20 protein-coding genes are annotated in these 19,928 nt (G+C 64.1%); 9 read left to right on the top strand and 11 right to left on the bottom strand.

Annotation, left to right across the window (positions count from 1 at the left end; all coding sequences use genetic code 11):
• Positions 1-69 precede the first annotated feature (69 nt).
• A complete protein-coding gene (locus ACLIVD_RS27375; protein ID WP_065491907.1) occupies positions 70-687 on the bottom strand; it encodes a DUF4352 domain-containing protein in 618 nt (205 codons plus the stop codon).
• Positions 688-717: 30 nt separating this feature from the next.
• On the opposite strand from ACLIVD_RS27375, the gene ACLIVD_RS27370 reads away from it, so the two are divergent.
• From ACLIVD_RS27370 to ACLIVD_RS27355, 4 genes are all read left to right on the top strand, one after another.
• The gene (locus ACLIVD_RS27370; protein WP_283331250.1) at positions 718-2,112 is read left to right on the top strand and encodes a sensor histidine kinase; all 1,395 of its coding nucleotides are present in this window, start codon (positions 718-720) and stop codon (positions 2,110-2,112) included.
• A gap of 59 nt (positions 2,113-2,171) precedes the next feature.
• The gene (locus tag ACLIVD_RS27365; protein ID WP_283331251.1) at positions 2,172-2,828 is read left to right on the top strand and encodes a response regulator; all 657 of its coding nucleotides are present in this window, start codon (positions 2,172-2,174) and stop codon (positions 2,826-2,828) included.
• Positions 2,829-3,103: 275 nt separating this feature from the next.
• Positions 3,104-3,556, top strand: a complete 453-nt coding sequence (locus ACLIVD_RS27360; RefSeq protein WP_065493218.1) for a hypothetical protein — start codon at positions 3,104-3,106, stop codon at positions 3,554-3,556.
• Positions 3,557-3,622: 66 nt separating this feature from the next.
• Positions 3,623-4,666, top strand: coding sequence for a DNA polymerase IV (locus tag ACLIVD_RS27355; RefSeq protein ID WP_283331252.1), 1,044 nt, complete (start codon positions 3,623-3,625; stop codon positions 4,664-4,666).
• A 39-nt stretch (positions 4,667-4,705) separates the two neighbouring features.
• Here the strand turns inward: ACLIVD_RS27355 and ACLIVD_RS27350 are convergent, their stop codons facing one another.
• Positions 4,706-5,704: an MBL fold metallo-hydrolase gene (locus ACLIVD_RS27350; RefSeq protein WP_283331253.1), complete on the bottom strand. Its 999-nt coding sequence runs from the start codon at positions 5,702-5,704 to the stop codon at positions 4,706-4,708.
• A 232-nt stretch (positions 5,705-5,936) separates the two neighbouring features.
• On the opposite strand from ACLIVD_RS27350, the gene ACLIVD_RS27345 reads away from it, so the two are divergent.
• A complete protein-coding gene (locus ACLIVD_RS27345; protein ID WP_491930944.1) occupies positions 5,937-6,812 on the top strand; it encodes a glycine-rich protein in 876 nt (291 codons plus the stop codon).
• A 98-nt stretch (positions 6,813-6,910) separates the two neighbouring features.
• Here ACLIVD_RS27345 and ACLIVD_RS27340 read toward each other — a convergent pair whose 3' ends face one another.
• A complete protein-coding gene (locus tag ACLIVD_RS27340) occupies positions 6,911-7,426 on the bottom strand; it encodes a CarD family transcriptional regulator (protein ID WP_005254069.1) in 516 nt (171 codons plus the stop codon).
• A gap of 109 nt (positions 7,427-7,535) precedes the next feature.
• Here ACLIVD_RS27340 and ACLIVD_RS27335 point away from each other — a divergent pair, with 109 nt between their 5' ends.
• Entirely contained in the window at positions 7,536-8,171 is a 636-nt protein-coding gene (locus tag ACLIVD_RS27335) for a TetR family transcriptional regulator (protein ID WP_491930943.1), read from the top strand.
• Between the two features lie 25 nt (positions 8,172-8,196).
• Here the strand turns inward: ACLIVD_RS27335 and ACLIVD_RS27330 are convergent, their stop codons facing one another.
• Complete coding sequence (locus tag ACLIVD_RS27330) at positions 8,197-8,595, bottom strand: YjbQ family protein (protein ID WP_491930942.1); 399 nt, start codon at positions 8,593-8,595, stop codon at positions 8,197-8,199.
• A gap of 175 nt (positions 8,596-8,770) precedes the next feature.
• Here ACLIVD_RS27330 and istA point away from each other — a divergent pair, with 175 nt between their 5' ends.
• The gene (gene istA, locus ACLIVD_RS27325; RefSeq protein WP_491930691.1) at positions 8,771-10,306 is read left to right on the top strand and encodes an IS21 family transposase; all 1,536 of its coding nucleotides are present in this window, start codon (positions 8,771-8,773) and stop codon (positions 10,304-10,306) included.
• Between the two features lie 89 nt (positions 10,307-10,395).
• Positions 10,396-11,175, top strand: a complete 780-nt coding sequence (gene istB, locus ACLIVD_RS27320; protein WP_005241291.1) for an IS21-like element helper ATPase IstB — start codon at positions 10,396-10,398, stop codon at positions 11,173-11,175.
• 81 nt (positions 11,176-11,256) lie between these two features.
• Here istB and ACLIVD_RS27315 read toward each other — a convergent pair whose 3' ends face one another.
• The 3 genes from ACLIVD_RS27315 to ACLIVD_RS27305 form a co-directional block, all read right to left on the bottom strand.
• Positions 11,257-11,397: a hypothetical protein gene (locus tag ACLIVD_RS27315; protein WP_491930941.1), complete on the bottom strand. Its 141-nt coding sequence runs from the start codon at positions 11,395-11,397 to the stop codon at positions 11,257-11,259.
• A 393-nt stretch (positions 11,398-11,790) separates the two neighbouring features.
• Positions 11,791-12,480 carry a TerD family protein gene (locus tag ACLIVD_RS27310; RefSeq protein WP_491930940.1) on the bottom strand — a complete coding sequence of 230 codons (690 nt, stop codon included), beginning with the start codon at positions 12,478-12,480 and terminating at the stop codon, positions 11,791-11,793.
• A gap of 103 nt (positions 12,481-12,583) precedes the next feature.
• Entirely contained in the window at positions 12,584-13,003 is a 420-nt protein-coding gene (locus ACLIVD_RS27305; RefSeq protein WP_164062406.1) for a CoA-binding protein, read from the bottom strand.
• 462 nt (positions 13,004-13,465) lie between these two features.
• On the opposite strand from ACLIVD_RS27305, the gene ACLIVD_RS27300 reads away from it, so the two are divergent.
• Positions 13,466-14,416 carry an HNH endonuclease gene (locus ACLIVD_RS27300; protein WP_255221339.1) on the top strand — a complete coding sequence of 317 codons (951 nt, stop codon included), beginning with the start codon at positions 13,466-13,468 and terminating at the stop codon, positions 14,414-14,416.
• 142 nt (positions 14,417-14,558) lie between these two features.
• Here ACLIVD_RS27300 and ACLIVD_RS27295 read toward each other — a convergent pair whose 3' ends face one another.
• The 4 genes from ACLIVD_RS27295 to ACLIVD_RS27280 all read right to left on the bottom strand — a co-directional run bounded on the left by ACLIVD_RS27295 (position 14,559) and on the right by ACLIVD_RS27280 (position 19,867).
• Positions 14,559-15,122: an HNH endonuclease gene (locus ACLIVD_RS27295; protein WP_283331257.1), complete on the bottom strand. Its 564-nt coding sequence runs from the start codon at positions 15,120-15,122 to the stop codon at positions 14,559-14,561.
• Positions 15,123-15,526: 404 nt separating this feature from the next.
• Positions 15,527-17,404, bottom strand: a complete 1,878-nt coding sequence (locus ACLIVD_RS27290) for a DNA/RNA helicase domain-containing protein (protein ID WP_349307389.1) — start codon at positions 17,402-17,404, stop codon at positions 15,527-15,529.
• A 523-nt stretch (positions 17,405-17,927) separates the two neighbouring features.
• Positions 17,928-18,287: a nucleotide pyrophosphohydrolase gene (locus ACLIVD_RS27285; protein ID WP_164062409.1), complete on the bottom strand. Its 360-nt coding sequence runs from the start codon at positions 18,285-18,287 to the stop codon at positions 17,928-17,930.
• A gap of 539 nt (positions 18,288-18,826) precedes the next feature.
• On the bottom strand, positions 18,827-19,867 hold the full coding sequence (locus ACLIVD_RS27280) for an HNH endonuclease (RefSeq protein ID WP_164062410.1): 1,041 nt from the start codon (positions 19,865-19,867) through the stop codon (positions 18,827-18,829).
• Positions 19,868-19,928: the final 61 nt, after the last annotated feature.

The following is a 19,928-nucleotide window of genomic DNA, read 5'->3' as shown; positions in this document are numbered from 1 at the left end:
GCGACATGCGGGCAGGACACGGGGTGCCGTGTCTGCCTGCCCCGTGTCCCGTCACCGCCCCAGTGCCCTTTACAGGGTGTTGATCCAGGCCAGACGGTCGGTGGACAGTGAAAAGGTGTCCTCGAAGAGCACCACGTAGGTTCCGGGGCCGGAGCCCTGACGGGCGTCGAAGCACACGCTGCCGGTGGCCTGACCGCTGGGCGCGATCTTCCCCGAGTTCAGCAGTTCGCGGTCCGGGGCGAACGTCGCGTCACGGATCGCTCCGCTGGCGTCCTGAAGGCTCCAATCCACGTATCCGTTGAAGTCGTTCTGCTTGTCACCGACGTTCTTGATGGTCACGGTGCTGCACAGGTATTCGCCGATCACGCTGCTCACCGGGTCGAGCGTGGACACGGTGTAGGCGAGCCCGTCCCGCGTGATCGTGTCGCCGCCGGCCGCGGACGTGTCCTCGTCGAGTTTTCCGGGGAACGCGGGGCCGCTGTCGGTGGCTGCGTCGTCTCCGCTGGAACCCGCGGTGACGGTGGTGTCCTCGTCGCTTCCCGTGCTCGACGCGATGGCAATCGAGCACGCGCCGAAAAGTAGAATCGGGACGCCGACGACGATCCACGGCCAGATGCGACGCTTCTTCTTCGGCGGCTGCGGGGTGGGGTAGGGCTGGTTCTGGTAGGGCTGTCCGGGGTTCGTCATGTCGGTTCCTCCTGCGGATCGCTCGAGTGGGTGACGTGCCGGGACCGCTTCGAGGCTGCTGTCCCGCTCGGGGAAGAGTTCACCCGACTCGGCACCGGTCGCGGATCGTCCGAAGAGTCGGTTCGATTCCTCCTTTCGGTCGGAAGTCCGCTCGGGCCCCTACTTTCGGCCGATCGTGAACTTGTCGGACCGGTGCGTAGCCTCATTGCCGTGACTGCAACATCCGCTGAAACCATCCGTCGTCGCGTCTGGACCACCGGCGCGGTGACCCTCAGCGTGTTCTGCTCGCTGATGACGGTCGGGCTGTCCGGCGATTCCGGAACTGTTGCGGTGTGGAACATCGCGATCGGGCTGATGCTGAATCTGGGTGCCGCGGTCGCGCTGGTGTGGCGGCATGAGCGTCCGTGGCTGGTGCTGGGCCTGGCCGTCGTGGGTCCGTTGTTCTTCTCGACCGATGCCACTGCCGCATTGATCGCGCTGTATGCGCTCGCGCAGACCGAGCGGGGGCAGCGGCTGGCCGCGGCAGCGACAGCGGTGTTCCTGGCGTGCGGAGTCTCGCTCACCTATGACGGGTTCCGCACACGGGACAATTCGGTTTTGACGATGGGTTCGACGCGGCCGGAGGTCGGCGGGCCGAAGCCGGACTGGGATATCGCACTCTGGATCCCCTGGCTCGTTGCGGCGACACTCGTGGCGATCGTGGTCTCGGTCGCGGTGTTGAAGCACACCCGTTCCGAACTCGCTCAGGCCGAGCGCAGTCGTGACCGCGCCACCGAGCAGACACATGCGATGCGGGACGAGATGATTCGCACCGAGGAACGCACTCGCATCGCGCGAGACATGCATGACACTCTCGCCGCCAGCCTGAGCCGGATCTCCCTGTTCGCCGGGGCCTTGCAGGTCAGCGGTGCCGGCAACCCGGAGAAAGTCGCCAACACCGCGTCGATGATCCGCAGCACCGCGCACGAGGCGCTCGACGAACTCAAGAACATCGTGGGCGTGCTGCGAGGGTCGGGTGGGGCGAGTCGCGCGGGCGGCCACCAGGGCATCGACGGCGTCGCCGACCTGATCCAGTCCGCCCGTGCCGCCAGTCTCCACGCCACTTACTTCACGGATCTGCGGCCCGGAGACGTCGGCACCGTGTCGGGCCACGTCGCCTATCGGGTTGTGCAGGAATCGCTCACCAACGCCCAGAAGTACGCGAGCGATCAGACCATCCGCGTCGCGATCAGCGGGGCCAGCGAGAGCGGGATCCGCATAGACGTCCGCAACCGGCTCAGCATTCAACCCCCGAGTGTCCCGCCCGGGTCGCGTGCCGGACTTCCCGGGCTCGCGGAGCAGGCCCGCGACATCGGCGGAACCCTCAAGGCGGGCAGGCTCGGTGACGAGTTCGTCGTAGACTGCTGGCTGCCCTGGTTCGCCTGACCGCTGTCGCCGATACCGTTGGCGGACGTGTCGGTCCGGGGTAATACCCTGTGGTCACCATGACCGGAGCCAGCGCAATCCCCGTCTTGATCGCCGACGACGACCCCTTCGTCCGGCGAGGTGTGTCCGACATATTCGCCGCCACCACGGACATCACCGTCGTCGCCGATGTCGACGACGGCGACCGGGTGCCCGCCGCGGTCCACGCGTATCGACCGCACGTTGTCTTGATGGATCTGAAGATGCGCCGCGTCGGCGGGCTCGACGCCACCCGTCAACTGATGACCCTGCAACACCCACCCCGGGTGATTGCGATGACCGCGATGGACGTCGACGACCTCGTGATCCAGGCCGTCTCCGCCGGCGCCCACAGCTTCCTGAGCAAGGATGAACCGCCGGAGACGTTTCACCAGTCTGTCCGTGCCGTCTCCGCCGGCAACACCCTGTTCAGTCAGGAGTCGCTGCGCCGGATCGTCGCTGCCAGCCGCACCGCCGCTGCGGTTCCTGATCCTGCTGGTCTGGCCGTACTCAGTGCGCGAGAACGCGACGTCCTGCGGTCACTCGCGTCGGGCGCCTCGAACGCCGACATCGCCGCGCAACTGTTCCTCAGCGAAACGACCGTCAAGACTCACATTTCGGCGGTGTTCAGCAAGTTGGGCACCCGGAACCGCGTCGAAGCGGCGTTGACCGCGTTTCGGGCCGGCCTGGTCACCTGAGTGCCCTTCGAAGCGAGGACCCCCACTCCACCCGAGGACGAAGTGGGGGTGCGAGCAATCTTCCCCTACCAAAGGTCTAACGCTCGTCGGCCACTTTACGCTTTGGTGCACGACTTCGAATGCCAAGCACTCACATGTCATCGCATGGACGACACCTAATCGATGCAAGACGATTTCGGGCCACATGTGTCGGCACCTTCTGCTTTGATACGACTCACGGGGATGCGTTCGAAGACCCCGGCGTGGTCGCTCGCGAGCAAGGGAAGGTGATGATGATGGTCGATTCCACCGAGGTGCCCGAGGTTTCGTGGGCGGGAATGGTCGAGTGGTTGACGGGTTCGCTGGTCGATCAACCGGTCGCGCTCATCGTCGAGATCGGCCCGAACAGCTACGTCAGTGAGGACGACGACGAAGAAGTCGTCTGCGCGCAGATTCAGGTACTGGCCGACGGTGTGTTGATGCTCCGACGATCACGCGTCGAACTCGGGCACCTGCTGCTCGCCGACTATTCGGCCGAGCACCTGACCCTCGACAGGTGGCATTTCGACGGCCACTTCGAAGACTGTACGGACGGCTATCTCTTCAGTCGCGATGTGAACCTGATCGCGAACACCTGCGTGGCGTGGTTCCGGGACAATTGGGGCACCCGGTCCACCAGCGAACTCGGATGCTCGTATCGGTTCCCCGACGAGTTGATTCCGTCTATCGACGCCGACGACGTGTTCTGACCTCCACCGCGGCCGAACTCGAGGATTTCGAGGGCCCCGGTACGACGATTCCGGCACACTGGTTCCATGAGCAGTCCGCCGCGTCGTCGGTGGGTGTTGCATGTCGATCTCGACCAGTTCATCGCCGCGGTCGAGGTGCTACGGCATCCTGAGCTGCGGGGACGTCCCGTCGTCGTGGGCGGCCGCGGGGATCCCACCGAGCGCGCGGTGGTATCGACGGCGTCGTATGAGGCGCGTGAGTTCGGTGTCGGTTCCGGGATGCCGATGCGGATCGCGGCACGGAAGATCCCCGACGCAGTGTTCCTACCTGTCGACGCCGAGGCCTACACCGAGGTGTCGGCGGTTGTGATGGACACCTTGCGCAAGCTGGGCGTCGTCGTCGAGGTGATGGGCTGGGACGAGGCGTTTCTGGGTGTCGAGACCGACGACCCGGAGGCCTTCGCGCGAACCGTGCACGACGCCGTCCTCGACGCGACCGGGCTGCACTGCTCAGTCGGTATCGGCGACAACAAGTTACGGGCCAAGATCGCGACGGACTTCGGCAAACCGCAGGGCATCTACCGGCTCACCGAGGAGAACTGGTTCACCGTCATGGGGGAGCGCCCCACCGACGCGCTGTGGGGGATCGGCAAGAAGACAGCGAAGAAGCTTGCCGCGCTGGGCATCAGCACCGTGCAGGAACTCGCCGACGCCTCGGATCAGGAGTTGGCCGCGACCCTCGGTCCGAACATGGGTCCGTGGTACGCCAGGATCGGTCGCGGCATCGATCTCTCCCCGGTCTCGGCGGAACCCTGGGTGGCGCGGTCGCACAGCCGGGAGACGACGTTCCAGCAGAACCTCTCAGACAGGGAGGCCGTCACCGAAGAGATCAGACGACTCGCCGCCCGGGTCCGGGAGGACATCCTCGCCGAGAACCGCCAGGCGGTGCGAGTGGCGTTGAAGGTGCGCTACGCCCCGTTCGACACCCACACGACGAGCAAACCACTGCCGGAACCGACATTCGATCCGGACGTGATCGCCGATGCGGCAGCAGCATTGGTCGACAGGCTCGACCACGACCGGGAAGTGCGACTCCTCGGCGTGCGGCTGGAAATGACCCCGCCCACGTGAGTGGCAAAGTGTGCTCGGGCACGCTTTGCCACTCACGTGTCAGCGGCGGGCGAAGACTGCGGGTTCGCTGTCGGGGACCTGGGCGACGAGGTCCCGGGCGACGAGGTGCCGAAGGTGAGCCGCCGCCTCGGACAGCGCCATTCCCTTGCCCATGGGGGAGATGTCGGCCCACGGCTTGTACCACTTCATGCGCTCGGCCACCTGCCACACGGTGATCTGGTCGTCGCCGAAAGCCTTGTACAGGTGGTCGAGTCGCTCCTCGTGGTGCTCGATCAGCTCGCCGGCACGGCCTGCGACGTCGTCGATCGGGATGCCGTGGGCGCCGAGTCCCCGGGTGATGTCCATGGTCTGCACGCGGCGTAGCGAGTCCATGAACTCTGCCAGGCCGTCGCGCTCCTCGAGCGGGTACACGAAGTTGCCAACATGAGGCGTCGTCTTCTGCAGGACGTGGTCGCCGGTGAACATCACGTCGGCGTCTTCCAGGTAGAAGCAGACATGGCCGGGAGTGTGGCCGGGGGTGTAGACGGCCCGCAGGTTACGGCCTGCGAGGGCAATGAGTTCGTCGTCGACGAGAACACGATCGGGCGCCGACTCGGGACCCGCCGGCGGCTTCCCGCTCGATGCCTTCTCGAATGCCTCGAGATCTGCCGGGGCGGCGCCGGCCCGCGTCATGTTCTCCTTCTGGAAGTCCAACCACTCGGGCCCGTGACCGGTCGACATGTGCTCGAACATCCCGTGATCGGATTCGTGCATCGCAATCCACGCCCCGGAGGCCTCCCGGACGCGACCGCACAGACCGGTGTGGTCGGGGTGGAAGTGCGTGAGTACGACGCCTTCCACATCCTTCACCGAGTGTCCGATGGCCTCGAGTCCGGAGGTGAGGCCGTTCCAGGCGTTGTCGTCGTCCCAGCCGGCGTCGACGAGGATCAGACCGCCGGGTGATTCCATCGCGTACACCAGGGTGTGACCGAGGGGATTGTCGGTGATCGGCACCGGAATCTGGAAGATCCCGTCACCGATGGGCGCTGCGTCGCTCATATGCATACCTCGTTGCCTAGATGAACAAATTAGTTCTACTTACCTTCATACTGACCTTTCACCGCGGTTTGCGATACCGCGGGTCCCGATTAGCGGAACGACATGGCCCGTGACCAGGTGCTTTCGCGCGAAATCCGACCGGGGGACCGGAAGGCCCACTGGATGCCGGACGCTATGGAATGCTCCACTCGGACCAGCTTTCAACATGCTCGCATTGCGACAGGAGACTGCTTTGACCACAACCCTCGTTCGATCACGCCGCCGGTGGTACACGACCGGAATGTGTGGCCTCGCCGTATTGGGTGCCTCGGGGCTGCTCGCCCCCAGCGTCGCGGTTGCCGCGCCGGCGGCGTTGCCTGCCGGCTGTGTGCAGGGCGCCGGCACCCAGGTGACCTGCACGTTCACGTTTACCGGCAGTGCGCAGTCGTTCACGGTTCCCGAGGGCATTACCAGCTTGGCGGTGACGGCAACGGGTGGTGGTGGCGGAAACAGTCAAACCATCCTCGGCGGCGCCGCGGCCGTTGCAACCGGACAGCTGACGGTTGCCGCGGGTGACGCGCTGTACATCCAGGTCGGCGGCAACGGTGGCGACGGCAACGGCCAGGCCGGATACAACGGCGGTGGGGCCGGCGGCAACGGGGCAAGTGGCGGAGGCGGTGCCTCCGACGTTCGCACCGGGACGGGTGAGCTGGCGGATCGTCAGATCGTCGCCGCGGGCGGAGGCGGTGCGGGTGACACCTATATCGGTGGCGCAGGCAACCTGATGGGACCTGCCGGCGGACCCGGCGGCGGGGGTGGCGGTGGCGGAGGCGGCACGGACGTCGCTGGTGGCGTCGGAGGCAACGGTGGCACGGAACCGCACGGTTCGCCAGGTGAGGCCGGTGCCGGTGGTGCCGGTGCGGGCACGGGCGGTGGCGGTGGCGGTGGCTGGTTCGGCGGCGGAGGTGGCGCCGAGAACTACGGCGGTGGCGGAGGCGGTGGCGGATCGTCCTACGCGCCCGGCGGAACCTTCAGCGTCGCTGGGGCGGATGCCGTTTCGTCGGTAGTCATCACGTACGGGGCCGGTTCGGGAACAGGGTCACTCGGAAACCCCTTCGGCAGCAGCTGATCTCGACTCCCACGCTGGAGTCATGACAGGCCGCGAGGTGACACACGAAATCGGCAGCAGCCCCGAACTTTCGTTCGGGGCTGCTGCCGATCGTGTCGTCAGACTGCGACAGCCACCGGCGCAGAGGCGGTGGCGGATTCGTAAATCGCTTCGATACGGCGCCGAGTCTCGTCGGGGTCGGACTTCATCGCGAGGACGAGTTCGGAAATGACGAGCTGCATTGCATGCTCGAGCTGCCGCTTCTCGCCGGCCGAGAGTGGCTTGACCTGCGAACGCGTCATTAGATCGCGGATGACTTCACTCACCGTGAAGATCCCGCCCACGGTCAGCTTTTCCTGGTTGGCCTTGAATCGCCGAGACCAGTTCGACGGGTCGTCGACCGTCGGACCGCGCAAGATGTCGAAAACTCGACCGACTTCGTCGTTGTTGATCGCATTCCGCACGCCGATGGATTCGGCTTTCGCTACCGGAATCTCGATCGACAGCCCGTTCTGGGCGACTTCGAACTGTACGTATTCGGTGGGCAAATCGTTGAACATCCGGGTCGTGAGCTTTGTGACAGTCACCGACCCATGGTGCGGGTACAGAAAAATATCACCGATATTGAGATTCATAGATTACCTACCCTTCCCCAACATTATGGCACACGCTGCCATATTGACAACCGGTGACCACGTGAGGACCATCGCGGGGGTGTGCTCCTACCGATAACGAAGGCCCTTGATGACCAGACCCGAAGTGTTCTCCGTGTCCCCTGACCTGCCCGCCGGCCCGCTGGGGCTGCGGGAGCGACGACGCGAGCAGACGAATGTCGAGATCAGCGAGACCGCACTCACACTGTTTGAGTACAAGGGTGTCGAGGGCACGACCGTCGGTGAGATCGCGCAGGCTGCGGGCGTGTCGCAGCGAACCTTCTTCCGATATTTCGCTACCAAGGAAGAGGCCGCGCTCCGCGATCACTGGGCCTTCGAGGCGGTCTTGGCCGGAGGACTCGACCAGCTCGACGCGGAGGTCTCACCGAGGCTCGCGCTGGAAACGGCCTTCGCTGCTGCTCTGACGATGTACTCGGACAGTTCGTCGATCGCCTGCCGGCGATTGCTGCGGGTGAACCGTCTCATCAAGAAGGAGCCGGCGCTGCGTGCCGAGCTGGCGCGCGAGAGTGTGCGGCGAACCGCGGCGCTTGTCGATGTGGTGTCGACGAGGTTCGACTGCGCCGACTTGCAGGTTCGACTGGCAGTCGATGTGTCGATTGCCGTGCTCCGTGCGGCGTTGGAAACGTGGGTGGACCAATCGTCCACCGATGAGACGGCGAGCCTGCCCGAAATCTATTCCTTGGCAAGGGGACTCGCGCAGGCGTGATCGGAGGCGGTCCGCAGGCGCCGGCTCAGCCGGCGAGGAAGCTGAACCGGACGTGCCGCACCGGGTTGTCGACGTTGGTGTCGACGAGGCACACGGATTGCCAGGTGCCTGTCGCGAGTGCTCCGTCGAAGACGGGCACGGACGCGTAGGGCGGCAGGAACGCCGGCAGCACGTGGTCGCGACCGTGCCCATGGCTGCCGTGGCGGTGGATCCACCGGTCGTCGCGCGGAAGCACTTCGTCGATCGCCCGCAGGAGGTCGTCGTCGCTTCCGGCGCCGGTCTCGATGACGACGAGTCCAGCAGTGGCATGCGGCACCCATACATGCAACAGGCCGTCACCGGCGCCTGCTGAGTGTCGGCGGACATGAAAAACTGCCCATAGGCGGACACGAAAACGCCCACAGGCGGACGTGAAACTGCCCACTGGCGGACACGGGTTTCTGCCCACTGGCGGACACGAAACTGCCCACCCGGGTCTGTCCGCCTGATACGGCACGTTCGATTTTCTTCCCGATCGCCTCCCCGGATCGGGGCCTCTCCTCGGGTTCGCTCGACGGTGCTACCACGCCGAAAATGCGAGCCACCGAGGAGAGGCCACCGTGAAGTCTGCCAAGGAAGTCATGGAAATTCTTGCTGCCTACGACCTGACGAAGTCCTACCGTGCCGCCGCCGCACTGGCGGGGTGCTCCCATCACACCGTCGCCCGCCTCGTCGCCGAACGCGACACCGCCGATGCGCCGACCCCACCGCGGGAGAAGAGACCGATGCTGATCGACGAATATCTACCGAAAATCGAAGAATGGGTCGAACATTCGAAGGGCCGAGTCCGCGCCGACATCGCCCACGACAAGCTGCTGGCCCTCGGATTCACCGGCACCGAACGCACCACCCGCCGCGCCGTCGCCCGGATCAAACGCGCCTACCGGCTCGGCCACACCAGGGTGCACAGGCCGTGGGTCACCGAACCCGGCCTCTGGTTGCAGTACGACTTCGGTGACGGCCCGGTCGTCGACGGCACCAAGACGGTGCTGCTGTGCGCGTGGCTGGCCTGGTGCCGGCACCGGGTGGTGATCCCGTTGCGCGACCGCACCGCCCCGTCCGTCTACGCGGGCCTGGACCGGACCTTCCGGCGGATCGGTGGTGTCCCGACGTATCTGCTCACCGACAACGAGAAGATGGTCACCACCGAACACATCGCCTCGGTCGCCGTCCGCAACCCGGGTGTGGTCTCCTTCGCCCGGTTCTACGGCCTGGTCGTCAAGACCTGCCTGCCCGCGGACCCGGCCACCAAGGGCGGGGTGGAGAACACCGTCAAGCTGGCCAAGGCCGACCTGGTGCCCACCGACCACAACCTCGCCGCCGAGTACGACAGTTTCGAGGACCTCGAGGCCGCCTGCACGCAGTTCTGCGAGCAGGTCAACACCCGCACCCACCGCACCACCCGCCGCATCCCGGCCGAGATGCTCGCCGAAGAACGCCTCCACCTGCATCCGGTTCCCGCCGCCGCACACACCGTCACCTGGGGAGTGACCCGCATCGTCCCGGACAACACCCCGATGGTCGCGTTCGAGAACGGCCAGTACTCGGTGCCGCACACCCTGCGCGGGCAGACGGTGTTCGTCCGCGCACACGGCGCCGGTGCCGGTGAGCGGATCATCTTCGTCCACCACGGCGACACCGGCCCGGTCGAGGTCGCCCGGCACCGGCGGGCCCGCCCCGGCTCCCCGCAGATCTGCGACGAGCACTTCCCGCCGCCCCCGGCCGGGATCCTCGACCGTCAGCCGATCCCGCGAACCGACGCCGAACGCGCCTTCTGCGACATCGGTGCCGGTGCCCGGCTGTGGTTGTGTGAGGCCGCCGAGGCCGGCACCGGGAAGATCCGCGTAAAGATGGACCACGCGGTGTCGCTGGCGAAACTGCTCGGCGCCGGCCGGGTCGACTGGGCGCTCGGGCACGCCGCCGCCTACGGCCGCTTCGCCGAGGGCGACCTCATGGCGATCCTCGACGCCCACCCCGCCGGCGCCGCCTCGGATCGCACCCACCGGGCCGACGAATCCCGGTCCCTGGCCCAGGGCACCAGCGGCTGGGCCGCCCTCGGTGGCGAGGTTCCCGTCGACGGTGCCACCGAACTCTAGGAACACCGCCCACGCTGACGCGAAAAACTCTGCACCGCAGACTAATCGAGTTCACCGTCCGATTCAACCGGCACCCGAAGGAGACCCTCGTGACCACCGCACCACCGGCGGCGCCGCCGCTGCCGACCGACCTGGAAACCCTGCTGCACCGGCTGCGGCTGCCGCACATCCGCCGCGCCGCTCCCGACGTGCTGGCCACCGCCCGCGCCCAACGGTGGGAACCCGCCGAGGTCCTCAAGGCGCTGCTCACCGAGGAGGCCGCCGGCCGGGAACGCTCGGCACTGGCCACCCGCCGCGCCGCCGCCGCGTTTCCCACCGGCAAGACCTTCGACGCCTGGAAACCGGAACTGTCGTCCATCCCGGCCCCGACCCAGCAGGCGCTACGCACCCTGGAATGGATCGAGCGGCGCGAGAACCTCGTGGTCTGCGGACCCTCGGGAACCGGGAAGACATTCTTCCTCGAGGCCCTCGGCCAGCACGCCGTCGAACGAGGACGGAAGGTGTTGTGGTTCACCCTCGAAGACCTCGGCGCGCTGATCCGCCGGCACCGCGCCGACGACTCGGTCTCGGGTGCCCTGACCAAGCTGCTGCGCGCCGATCTCGTGGTCATTGATGACATCGGCCTGTTGCCGGTGGCCGCCGACGCCGCCGAGGGCCTCTACCGGCTGGTCGACGCCGCCTATGAGAAACGCGCCCTGGCGCTGTCGTCGAATCTTCATCCGGCCGGATTCGACGAGCTGATGCCCAAGACTCTGGCCACCGCCACCGTCGATCGGCTCATGCACCACGCCCACCTGTGTCAGACCAGCGGTAAATCGATCCGGATGAGCCAAGCCCTCGCCGGCACCGGCGTCGACCCACTCACCTGACCACAACACAACACCGTGGGCAGTTTCGTGTCCGCCAGTGGGCAGAAACGGATGTCCGCCAGTGGGCAGAAACGTGTCCGCCTATGGGCAGGTTTCGTGTCCGTCAGTGGGCGGGAACGAATGTCCGTTGACAGCTGAGGCGAGGAACTTCTCGATCTCACGGGTCAGGTCGTGCACCACCGGCTCAGCGCCGGTGCGCACCTCGATCTCGGTACTGAACATAGTTCTGACGTTAGTGCCCTGGTGCGTGACAGCGCACGCGCAATGTGACCAAGCCCTGCCGCGATCGGAATCGTCAACACCGCATCGAGCGGCGTCGACAACTAAGGATGCAATCTCGATGGCGAGCCCAACTAGTTAAGCGACCATGCTCAGGTACTCGAATCAATTGCAGGAGTACCGGGCGGCTCGAGCGGCGGACCCGACCCCGCAGCGGTTGCGCCCTCGGGACGGAAATCATGCGTGGAGCAAGAGGTTATTCTGTGTGCGCATTGAGGTTCCTTTCGGTGCAAAGCCCGGTCCCAGTATTCCCTTGGCGGAGGGGGGACCGGGTATACCGGAAACCGCGCCGCCGCCGTCACTGTCGCGGATGTGGTTTCGCGACCGCCGTCTCTACTACTTGCGGCCGGCTGCCCACTTCATGCCCCAGCTGTAGGTCTTGTCGAGGTCGGCCTGGCTGCCTTCGATGTACTTCACCTCGCGGGTGACGGTGATGCCCTGTCCGGTGTTCTGCAGCATCGCGATGGCGCAGATGCGAGCGGAGCTGTTCGACGAGTCCAGTCGTACCTCCACCTCGGGGCCGCTGGTGGGGTAGAGGGTGACGACACCGTCCACGGCCGCCCAGTTGGGTGCGCCGTCGTAGATCATCGCGAAGATGAGGATCCGCTTGAACATTTCCGGTCGGTCGAGGTTGATACGCATGTTCTCGCCCCCGGTCGCGGTGCCGGTGCGGTCGTCGGCGTCGAGTTTGATGAACGGCGGGTCCTGCAGCGATCCGAAGGTGTTGCCGAGTGCCTGGACCACACCCTTCGACCCGTCGGCCAGTTCGTAGAGGCAGCCGAGGTCCAGGTCGATGCCGTTGGTGCCGCCCGCGGCGGCCGCGAGCTTCGCGAAGAAGCCGGTCTTCTTCGGTTGCGTTGTCGCCCCCGTCGACCAATTGAGGTTGACCCGCATCGCACCCTGCCGCTCACCCGACTTTGTCAGGCTGACGGAAGGCGCAGCCTTCGACAGGGTTACTTTGCTCAGACTGACTCCGCCCGGCGCTGCGGCAGGAGCGGACGGGCGTCGGGTGTAGTCGATGGCCACAGGTGGGAACCTTCCGATTGAGCGCGTCAGACCGTTGTCCGATTTGCACGATTTCGGTCAAGAATAGCGGTAGTCGCGTGGTCGGACTTCAGCCCGACCATGGTCACGCTGATTCCCGCGCACCCCACTCGATCGCCGGGCAGGTGTCCATCACCATGGCGACGCCCCTCGCGGTGGTTCGCTGGAAGGCGGCCTCGTCGATGACGCCCAATTGGAACCAGACACCCTTCGCACCGATCTCGACGGCCTGGTCCGCGAACTCGCCGGCGGCCTCCGACTGGCGGAAGACGTCGACGACGTCGATGGGGAACGGCACATCTGCGAGAGTGGCGTAACCCTGCTCGCCGAGCACCGTCGGGGCGTCGGGATGGATCGGGACGATACGTTTTCCTCGGCGCTGCAACAGCTCCGCGATCCGGAACGCCGTCCGGTCCGGATTGCCGGAGAGTCCGACGATTGCCCACGTCCCCCAATCGTCGAGCATCGACGAGACAGCTTTGGGGTCCTGCCACCTAGTGTCCACATCGCCAAACTACTACTCGGTTGGTTCGCAGAGGTATCGGAATGGCCATCAGACTTCCCGTGAATCTGTGCTCGACAGTCCGGGATCGGTGTTCTCTTCGATCCGACTCGATCGCCCAGGTCATCCGGCTCCGGTACGTGCCGACAGAATCGGACCCGTACGCCCTCGATGAACCGGGAAGATCTATGGCATTACGCGAGAACGAATGCGGCAGGGCGGCGTCTAAGTTGTAGAAACGCTGAAAGCGGAGTCAGTCCGGACATCCCGCGACGCTAATATGACTCCATTTGGTCACCAGGAACCATCCCGATCGATCGGTCTCCGGCCCGGCAGGTTCCACCTTCCTTGCCTTCGCGTGAAGGACGCCCGATCGCCGAGATCCGCTGGCAGCATGTACTCAGGATCGATACTTGTCCTAACAGCCAGCTACTGTCGGTCTGTTGCGGCGGGAAGGGTGAGTACGTGGAGGAACAGTTGATTGCGGATATCTCTCAGGGTGCCGACGTGGCACCGGATTTTGACACACGTCTGCGTAGCGAGGCGATGAGGTTTCTGGCAGTCCGCACCAATGACGGTCTCGACTCGATCAGTAGACAGGAACTGCTCGACTTCTCCATCGACGGCGAGATGTTCCGATTGATGGATCCCACTCGCGGTATACGTAAGCCGCGTCAGCTCGCCTCTGCATTGTCGATCAGCACAACCTATCGTCGTGCTGGTGAAGAACGACCGTACGAGGATACGGTCGGTGTGGATGGACTCCTCCGCTACAAGTGGTCGGGGAAGGACCCTGAGAACATGGACAACCGGGGTCTTCGTGCGGCGATGAAGCTGAAGGTTCCGCTTATCTGGTTTTATGGCGTGGGTCCGAGCCGCTTTCAGCCGATCTACCCAGTGTTCATTGTCGCTGAGGAAGCGGAGCAACATCAATTCGTGGTCGCAACGGAAGTGGCGCGTGATTTGCACCGGACGGAATCGCCTGTGGAGGAGCATCTTCGTCGATACATCGTTGCGGAGACCAAGCGGCGTCTGCATCAGCCCGTCTTCCGGTCCACTGTGATGCGCGCGTACGACACCCGTTGCGCGGTTTGTGCGCTTGGGCACAGTCAACTTCTGGACGCGGCGCACATCGTTCCAGACTCCGACGATGAGGGCATCGCTTCTGTTCGAAATGGGCTAGCGATGTGCAAGATTCACCATGCGGCATTCGACGCGCATATTCTGGGCATCCGACCTGACCTTGTGGTCGAAATTCGACAAGACCTGCTCATCGAGATCGACGGGCCGATGCTCGAATACGGCTTGAAGGAACGGCACGGTCAGAAGCTCATGGTAGTTCCGCCGGTCCGGGCTGAGCGACCCGATCGGGAACTACTTGAGGCAAGCTATGAAAAGTTTCGGTCAGCGGGGTAGTCGCTGAATCAGCGACACAAACTGCTCGGATGCAGGCTCCTGCGTCCGATGTTGTCGTCGGGCTGATTGAAACGAATCGGTTGCTGTCTAGTTCGAGATCCAGACAGAATCCGTTTCTACGGCCACGCTGGATACGTAGGGGCTACTGGTTTTGCGAAATGTTTGCCCAATCGCAGCTCTCCCAATGGCGGCGCAGAGCGTCGCGATCCGGATGATGGCTGGGGTTCGAGGGCAGTCTCAAAGGCTTGCCCTCGTGACTTCCGTATTCCGTGTGAATTAGGTCCGGTCCGACCCGTATCCGCAAGTCCTGATCGATTGTCATGCGTTGGAGGTCGAACAACGTGTGAATATCGGCGCGAAGTAATAGGCCGTTGGTTACATGATTTGTGTGCATACCGTAGTAGCGGTCGATGTGTGCCGCCTCCAATACGGCTAGAACCGTTGATCCAGTAACTGCGCAGGTGCTGTCGTAAGAATTGATCAAGGAGTTGCGAAACTGCCCCTGCCCTTGACGTACTGCGATGTCTCTCTGCGCACGCTTGCGGAGATCGTCCCCGGGCGCATAGGCAGTGAGTCCGTCCGGAAAAGTCTGATCGATAACGGGCTCGTTCCCAAATAGTCCGCGTAAGTATGCTTGTCCTTCAAGCTCTTTCACCTCGATGCGACCGTTGCTCGCGGGGACGGTGATTCCGGTAGCCGCGGCCATCTCCTTCCATCGTGGCTGTCGCACCGGTGCGGAGCTCTGCGACTCTAATGTGAAGCGCCACCGATATCCTCCGGTGGCCACATCGTGCCAATGCGCAGGCGGATGGGACGAGTTCAACTCGAACGTTTCCGAGGTTGCTCGTGCCCATCCGATGAGACCTGTGCCGGCCATCCAGAAGAAGACGTCGTCAGCCGGCTCGATCTTGGTACGGGGCCGTGTATCCCAAAAGCCGTCTTTCTGTGCGAAGTCCCAGTGATCTGGGTAGTCCTTCGAAATGACAAGTACCCATGCAGTCAACGCTCGTGCGCCTATCCCGTATCGCACCGGGTGGAGGCATGTCCTGAAGCGGAAGCCTGTCGGGCCGTGCTCGTGTGTACAGTATTTTGTTTCGGTAGTGCTGTGGCTCAGCTATTTTCGCTCACCAGTGCGTGGAGAGCGTTGCGTGTCTCCTCGTCCGTCGAGTAGATGACAGTGCCCACCATCCCGCGGGTGAGTAGCACCTTATAGATATTGCGAACCAGTTTGTTGAATCGGATATCGCTGACCTTCTTTAAGTTTCGCATATCGGGGTCCCGATTTGCAGAGCGTACAGTTTTGAACTGGCAGTCGCGCCACACGAGATCGGGCCCAAGAATGACTCCATTCCAGTCGTACTCGAATCCCTGGGCGGTGTAGACGCACCCGACCTGATCAAAACCACCCTCCTCGGTGGCCCACAATGGTGCTGGTGGTGCATCACCGAGGCGTCTGTCGCTCTTACTGTTCCACGGCCGTGACCAGTCACCGATCTGGACATCGGCGGGTAGCGAGCCATCCTTGTTTGCGTCGCTCCACGGCCAGCAATAGCCGGCTGTCATTCGGGCGGTGTAGCCGCGCTCTTGCTGCTGTGAGAGGAGATGCTCTAGTTCTAGTGGTGTATTGGCAACGCGAACCGCGAACTGCGGATCACCCCTCCACGCGCACGGACCTCCCTCGACTAGCCCAAGAAGGCGCTTGACCCAAAGCACGTACTCTTCACTGCCACCGCAACGAAACTGTTCGCCGAGGTGTACGTGCTGCGTCGTAAGACCGAGGGTATCGGCGTGACGCTGGATCTGCTCCAGCGAGCCCATTTCTCCTGGGCGAACCACCTGATGTTCGTCCAGGAGAAACACCGGCACGCGCGCGGCGGCGATCAGCTCGTCGATCTGAGGCCGGTCGGTTCGCAGCTCTGCCTTGGTGTACCGGTCAACGGACGTTTCGCGGATACGGTGGGCCTCGTCGAGTACGACCACGTCGAGCCCATTGCGGTCTGCCGTCATAAACTGGTTGAAGTACTTGAACATCTTCTGCACTCGCGGGGCACGCGCGCCAGCCACCTTCCGGAGCGTCTGCGTGAATGATCGGGACCCGGTTGCATGCAGGACCGTCCGGCCACGTCGAGCGAGCTCGCCGACGAGAGACAGCGCGATCACACTCTTGCCGCTGCCTGGCCCGCCTGTGACGATGATGATGCGTTTGCCATCGCTGGCGCGCGCCTGCTCGACGGAATGCAAGACCAGGTCGACGGCGAGCTGTTGTTCGCCCAGTAGATGGAACTGTGGTCGGTCGCGGACTTCAGCGGCCGCAACCTTGAGGAGCTGCTGCGATGGAGCGACCGCGGAGCGAATTAGGGTGTCGCCTGCGGTGTGGCCTGTCGTGGCGGACAAACGTGTCTTGAGGAATTCGACCATGTCGCCCCGGTCTGCGGCTGTATACAGTCGTGCGGTCGTGCTTACAGGGAAGGCTCGCAGATCAGCGACTGCGCCGGGGTCGGTGGCGTTGTGAAGGTATGCGATCCCCGCGAGCGCGTCGGGCTGATTGGCGAGTGCTTTTGCGAAGTCGGAGAGATAGTCGCAGTAGCCCTTCACCTGAGCAACGGGGTGCAGCTTCGGCCCGCCTGGCATGCCTGGGACGTCGACGAGTTCCACGCTGTCTTCGTAGCGATGTGCCGCTGACCACTGTTTAAGTTCGACGACCACATACGACGGCTCACCCGTTTTCGGATGAGTGCCGGCGAGCACGACATCGGCCCGTTGCGAAGTCAGTGGGAGGTGGTATTCGACGAGCATCTCCACGCTGCCTAGCCCTGCATCGCTTAAGTCGCGGGCCAGAACTGGGAGGCTGCGACTCCAGGACTTCTGCTCTGCGTCGCTCGCCCGGCGACCGGTCCGAAACAGCATCTGTTCAAGAAGCTGTTCAGCCAAGGACTCGGGATGAGCCATGCCGACGATTCTGTCGGCAGAGGTACGAAGCAAGGTCACAGTGGGGTCCCCCGGGCAGCACGAATCAACTCGTGCGGGTGGGGGCATGTCCGTGGCTGTGAATCACAGCGGAAGTCCGTCGGGCCGCAACACACAGATTAGCCGAGTTGCATACTCTGCTCGTGCAGCGGTGTGCCGTGTCAGCCGAATGGCCCGCGAAGTCCAAGCCGTGGCAGCTTCCACCAATTGTTTGCCAGCACGCCACGTTCGGACGAAAGTGGTCATTCTCGGTTCTCGGATACGGGTCGCCATGGGCACACATGCTGTGGTCAGGTGTGATAAGACCGGTACTTCAGGCGGCTACCGACGCCGGGTCGGCTGTCTAGGGGGACGTTTGGCTGTGACCAGTTCGGCGGCACCATCGCCCGCGCCCGCATCACCGACCTTGTTGGCTACTGTCAGTCGGCCGGTGATCGGTGCCGCGACCCGGACACAATCGGCGCGTGACACCGAGTCGCGACCGCGTCTTGCTAGTGCCTCTGCGATTCCTCGCTGCCAGCGGGGTGCAGCGCGACGAGCGACATCAGCTTTCCCCCAGTTCTGTGTACTTCGTCGCCCTGCCCCGCGACTCCTCTTCCGGGTACTTCTTGTCGTTCAGCTCGACCTTCCTCCTCACGACTTCGGCGAGGTCGATGTCCAGGACCTCAGCCAGCCGCAGCAGGTAGATGAAGACATCGGCGACCTCTTCCTCGACATGCGCACGCGTCTTCGCATCCTGACCGACTGCTCCGCTTTGCTCGGGAGTCAGCCACTGAAAGATCTCGGTGAGCTCGCCGACTTCGCCGCTGAGCGCCATCACAAGGTTCTTCGGGGTATGGAATTGAGACCAGTCTCGGCGCTCGGAGAAGTTCGATACCAGTGACTGGAGATCGTCGATTCCCATGTCGAATTCTTATCACGCTCATCGGTTGAGCTCGACCGGGCACGAAAGGCGGATCTGTCGGGGCTTACCTCTCCAAGCGATCCCCGCGAGATGTGAAACCCCGAAATCTGGGGAGCACCGATCGACTAGTGCACATCGGCAGCGGACATTCGTGTGGGCGCTGCGAGGCAGCTCGTGCAGTGGTCGTTCTCATGGGTTCACCCCCCGTCGTACCGATCTGATGCACCGACAGTCAATGTGCCCCAATCGCTAAGCGACCTTAGTTGTCGACAAGATGCACGACCGCCGTAGGACCCGAAAGGATGAGTACTCTGCAGGGTCGAGGAATGACACCACAGCCACACCAGCGACGTCGTCGCCGACCCGGCGCCCGTGTGGGGTGTCGAGCAGCTGCTACCGGATCGACAGCACCGGCGGAACCTTGCACCCGGGTCGTGATCGTCTGTTGGTCTTCAGGGCGGTCGCCGACGCGGGTGGCCGATCTAATGCGCCGCCGCATCCGCCTCCACGATGGCTGCAGTTGTTCCGACGGGAGTGACTCAGGCCGTGTGCGGCTCGTAGTCGCGTACCCCGCGCCAGAGAAGTGCGCCGACGGGCAAGGATGCGAACACGCCGTCGGCCGCGGATGAGGTCCGTCGATACAGCAGCGGAAGCCGCGTAATGCGTGCAATCTCGGTGAGGTGTGGTCGCTCGAGCGCTCGGTCGACATGGGCGCGAACCGGGATGCTCGCCGACTTGTCAAGGTTGCATCGGCTGTCGGCCGCGACCAGGTTGGCGACACCGTCGATCGGGATCATCGACCACGCCACCACGTGGTCGATATGGACATCGCCGGCCATCCGCCCGCCGCAGTAGAAGCAGAGGTCGTCCTGGAGGTCACGCAAGGGTTCCACCAGGGACCGCAACGCAGTGCGATCCGTGCCGAACAGGAAGCCGTCCAGGTCTTCCGCGTCGAGCTCAGCGCGGTTGAAGGCGACGACGTCGTGGGTCCACGCGGTCCGGATAAAGCCACGAAGTAGCGCGGAGGTGCGACGCAGGCCCTCCGGTATGCCGGGCCGCAGGGTGATCGTGCCGATGCGGTCGACGTCGCCCACCGTCATCTTCTTGTGGAAACCCGATGCGTCGAAGAGGAAGTCGTCACGAATGTCACGATCGCGCACGTGGGGGACCGTTTGAAGATGCGTGAGCGGCTGTTGCGCGACGGTAGGTCGCAGTGACCGGATGAGTCGGACGTAGTCTGGGTGCTCCGCTTCGCGTGCGGCCTCGGCGGTACTCAAATTCTCGGCAGCAAGCTGGACGCGAACGTCGGCGATCCGGTCCGGTATCGATCGGCCGCTCTTGTTCTGAGACAGTCGGCCACGATGGTTGAAGACGCGAACCTGAGGCCAGTAGTACGCCACGATTCGATGAGTGATCTCGTTGACAGGCACCGTGAGACTGCCGTCCGAGGCGGCCGTGTTCTCGACGCAAATATCGACCAGCGCGAGCAACGTCGCCAACTTGTAGGTCGATTCACGACGCCCGGACTCGAGGAGCTGTACTACGCGACCGGCGACGTCGACGGGGTCGAGTGGTGTCACTCGCGCCACGTTACGTCAGCGGTCGGAGAGTCTTGGCGTCGGTCGAATCCGACGAGATCGG

The organism is Rhodococcus sp. G6(2025) (assembly GCF_058628105.1).
This window is presented reverse-complemented; position numbering and strand designations above follow the sequence as displayed.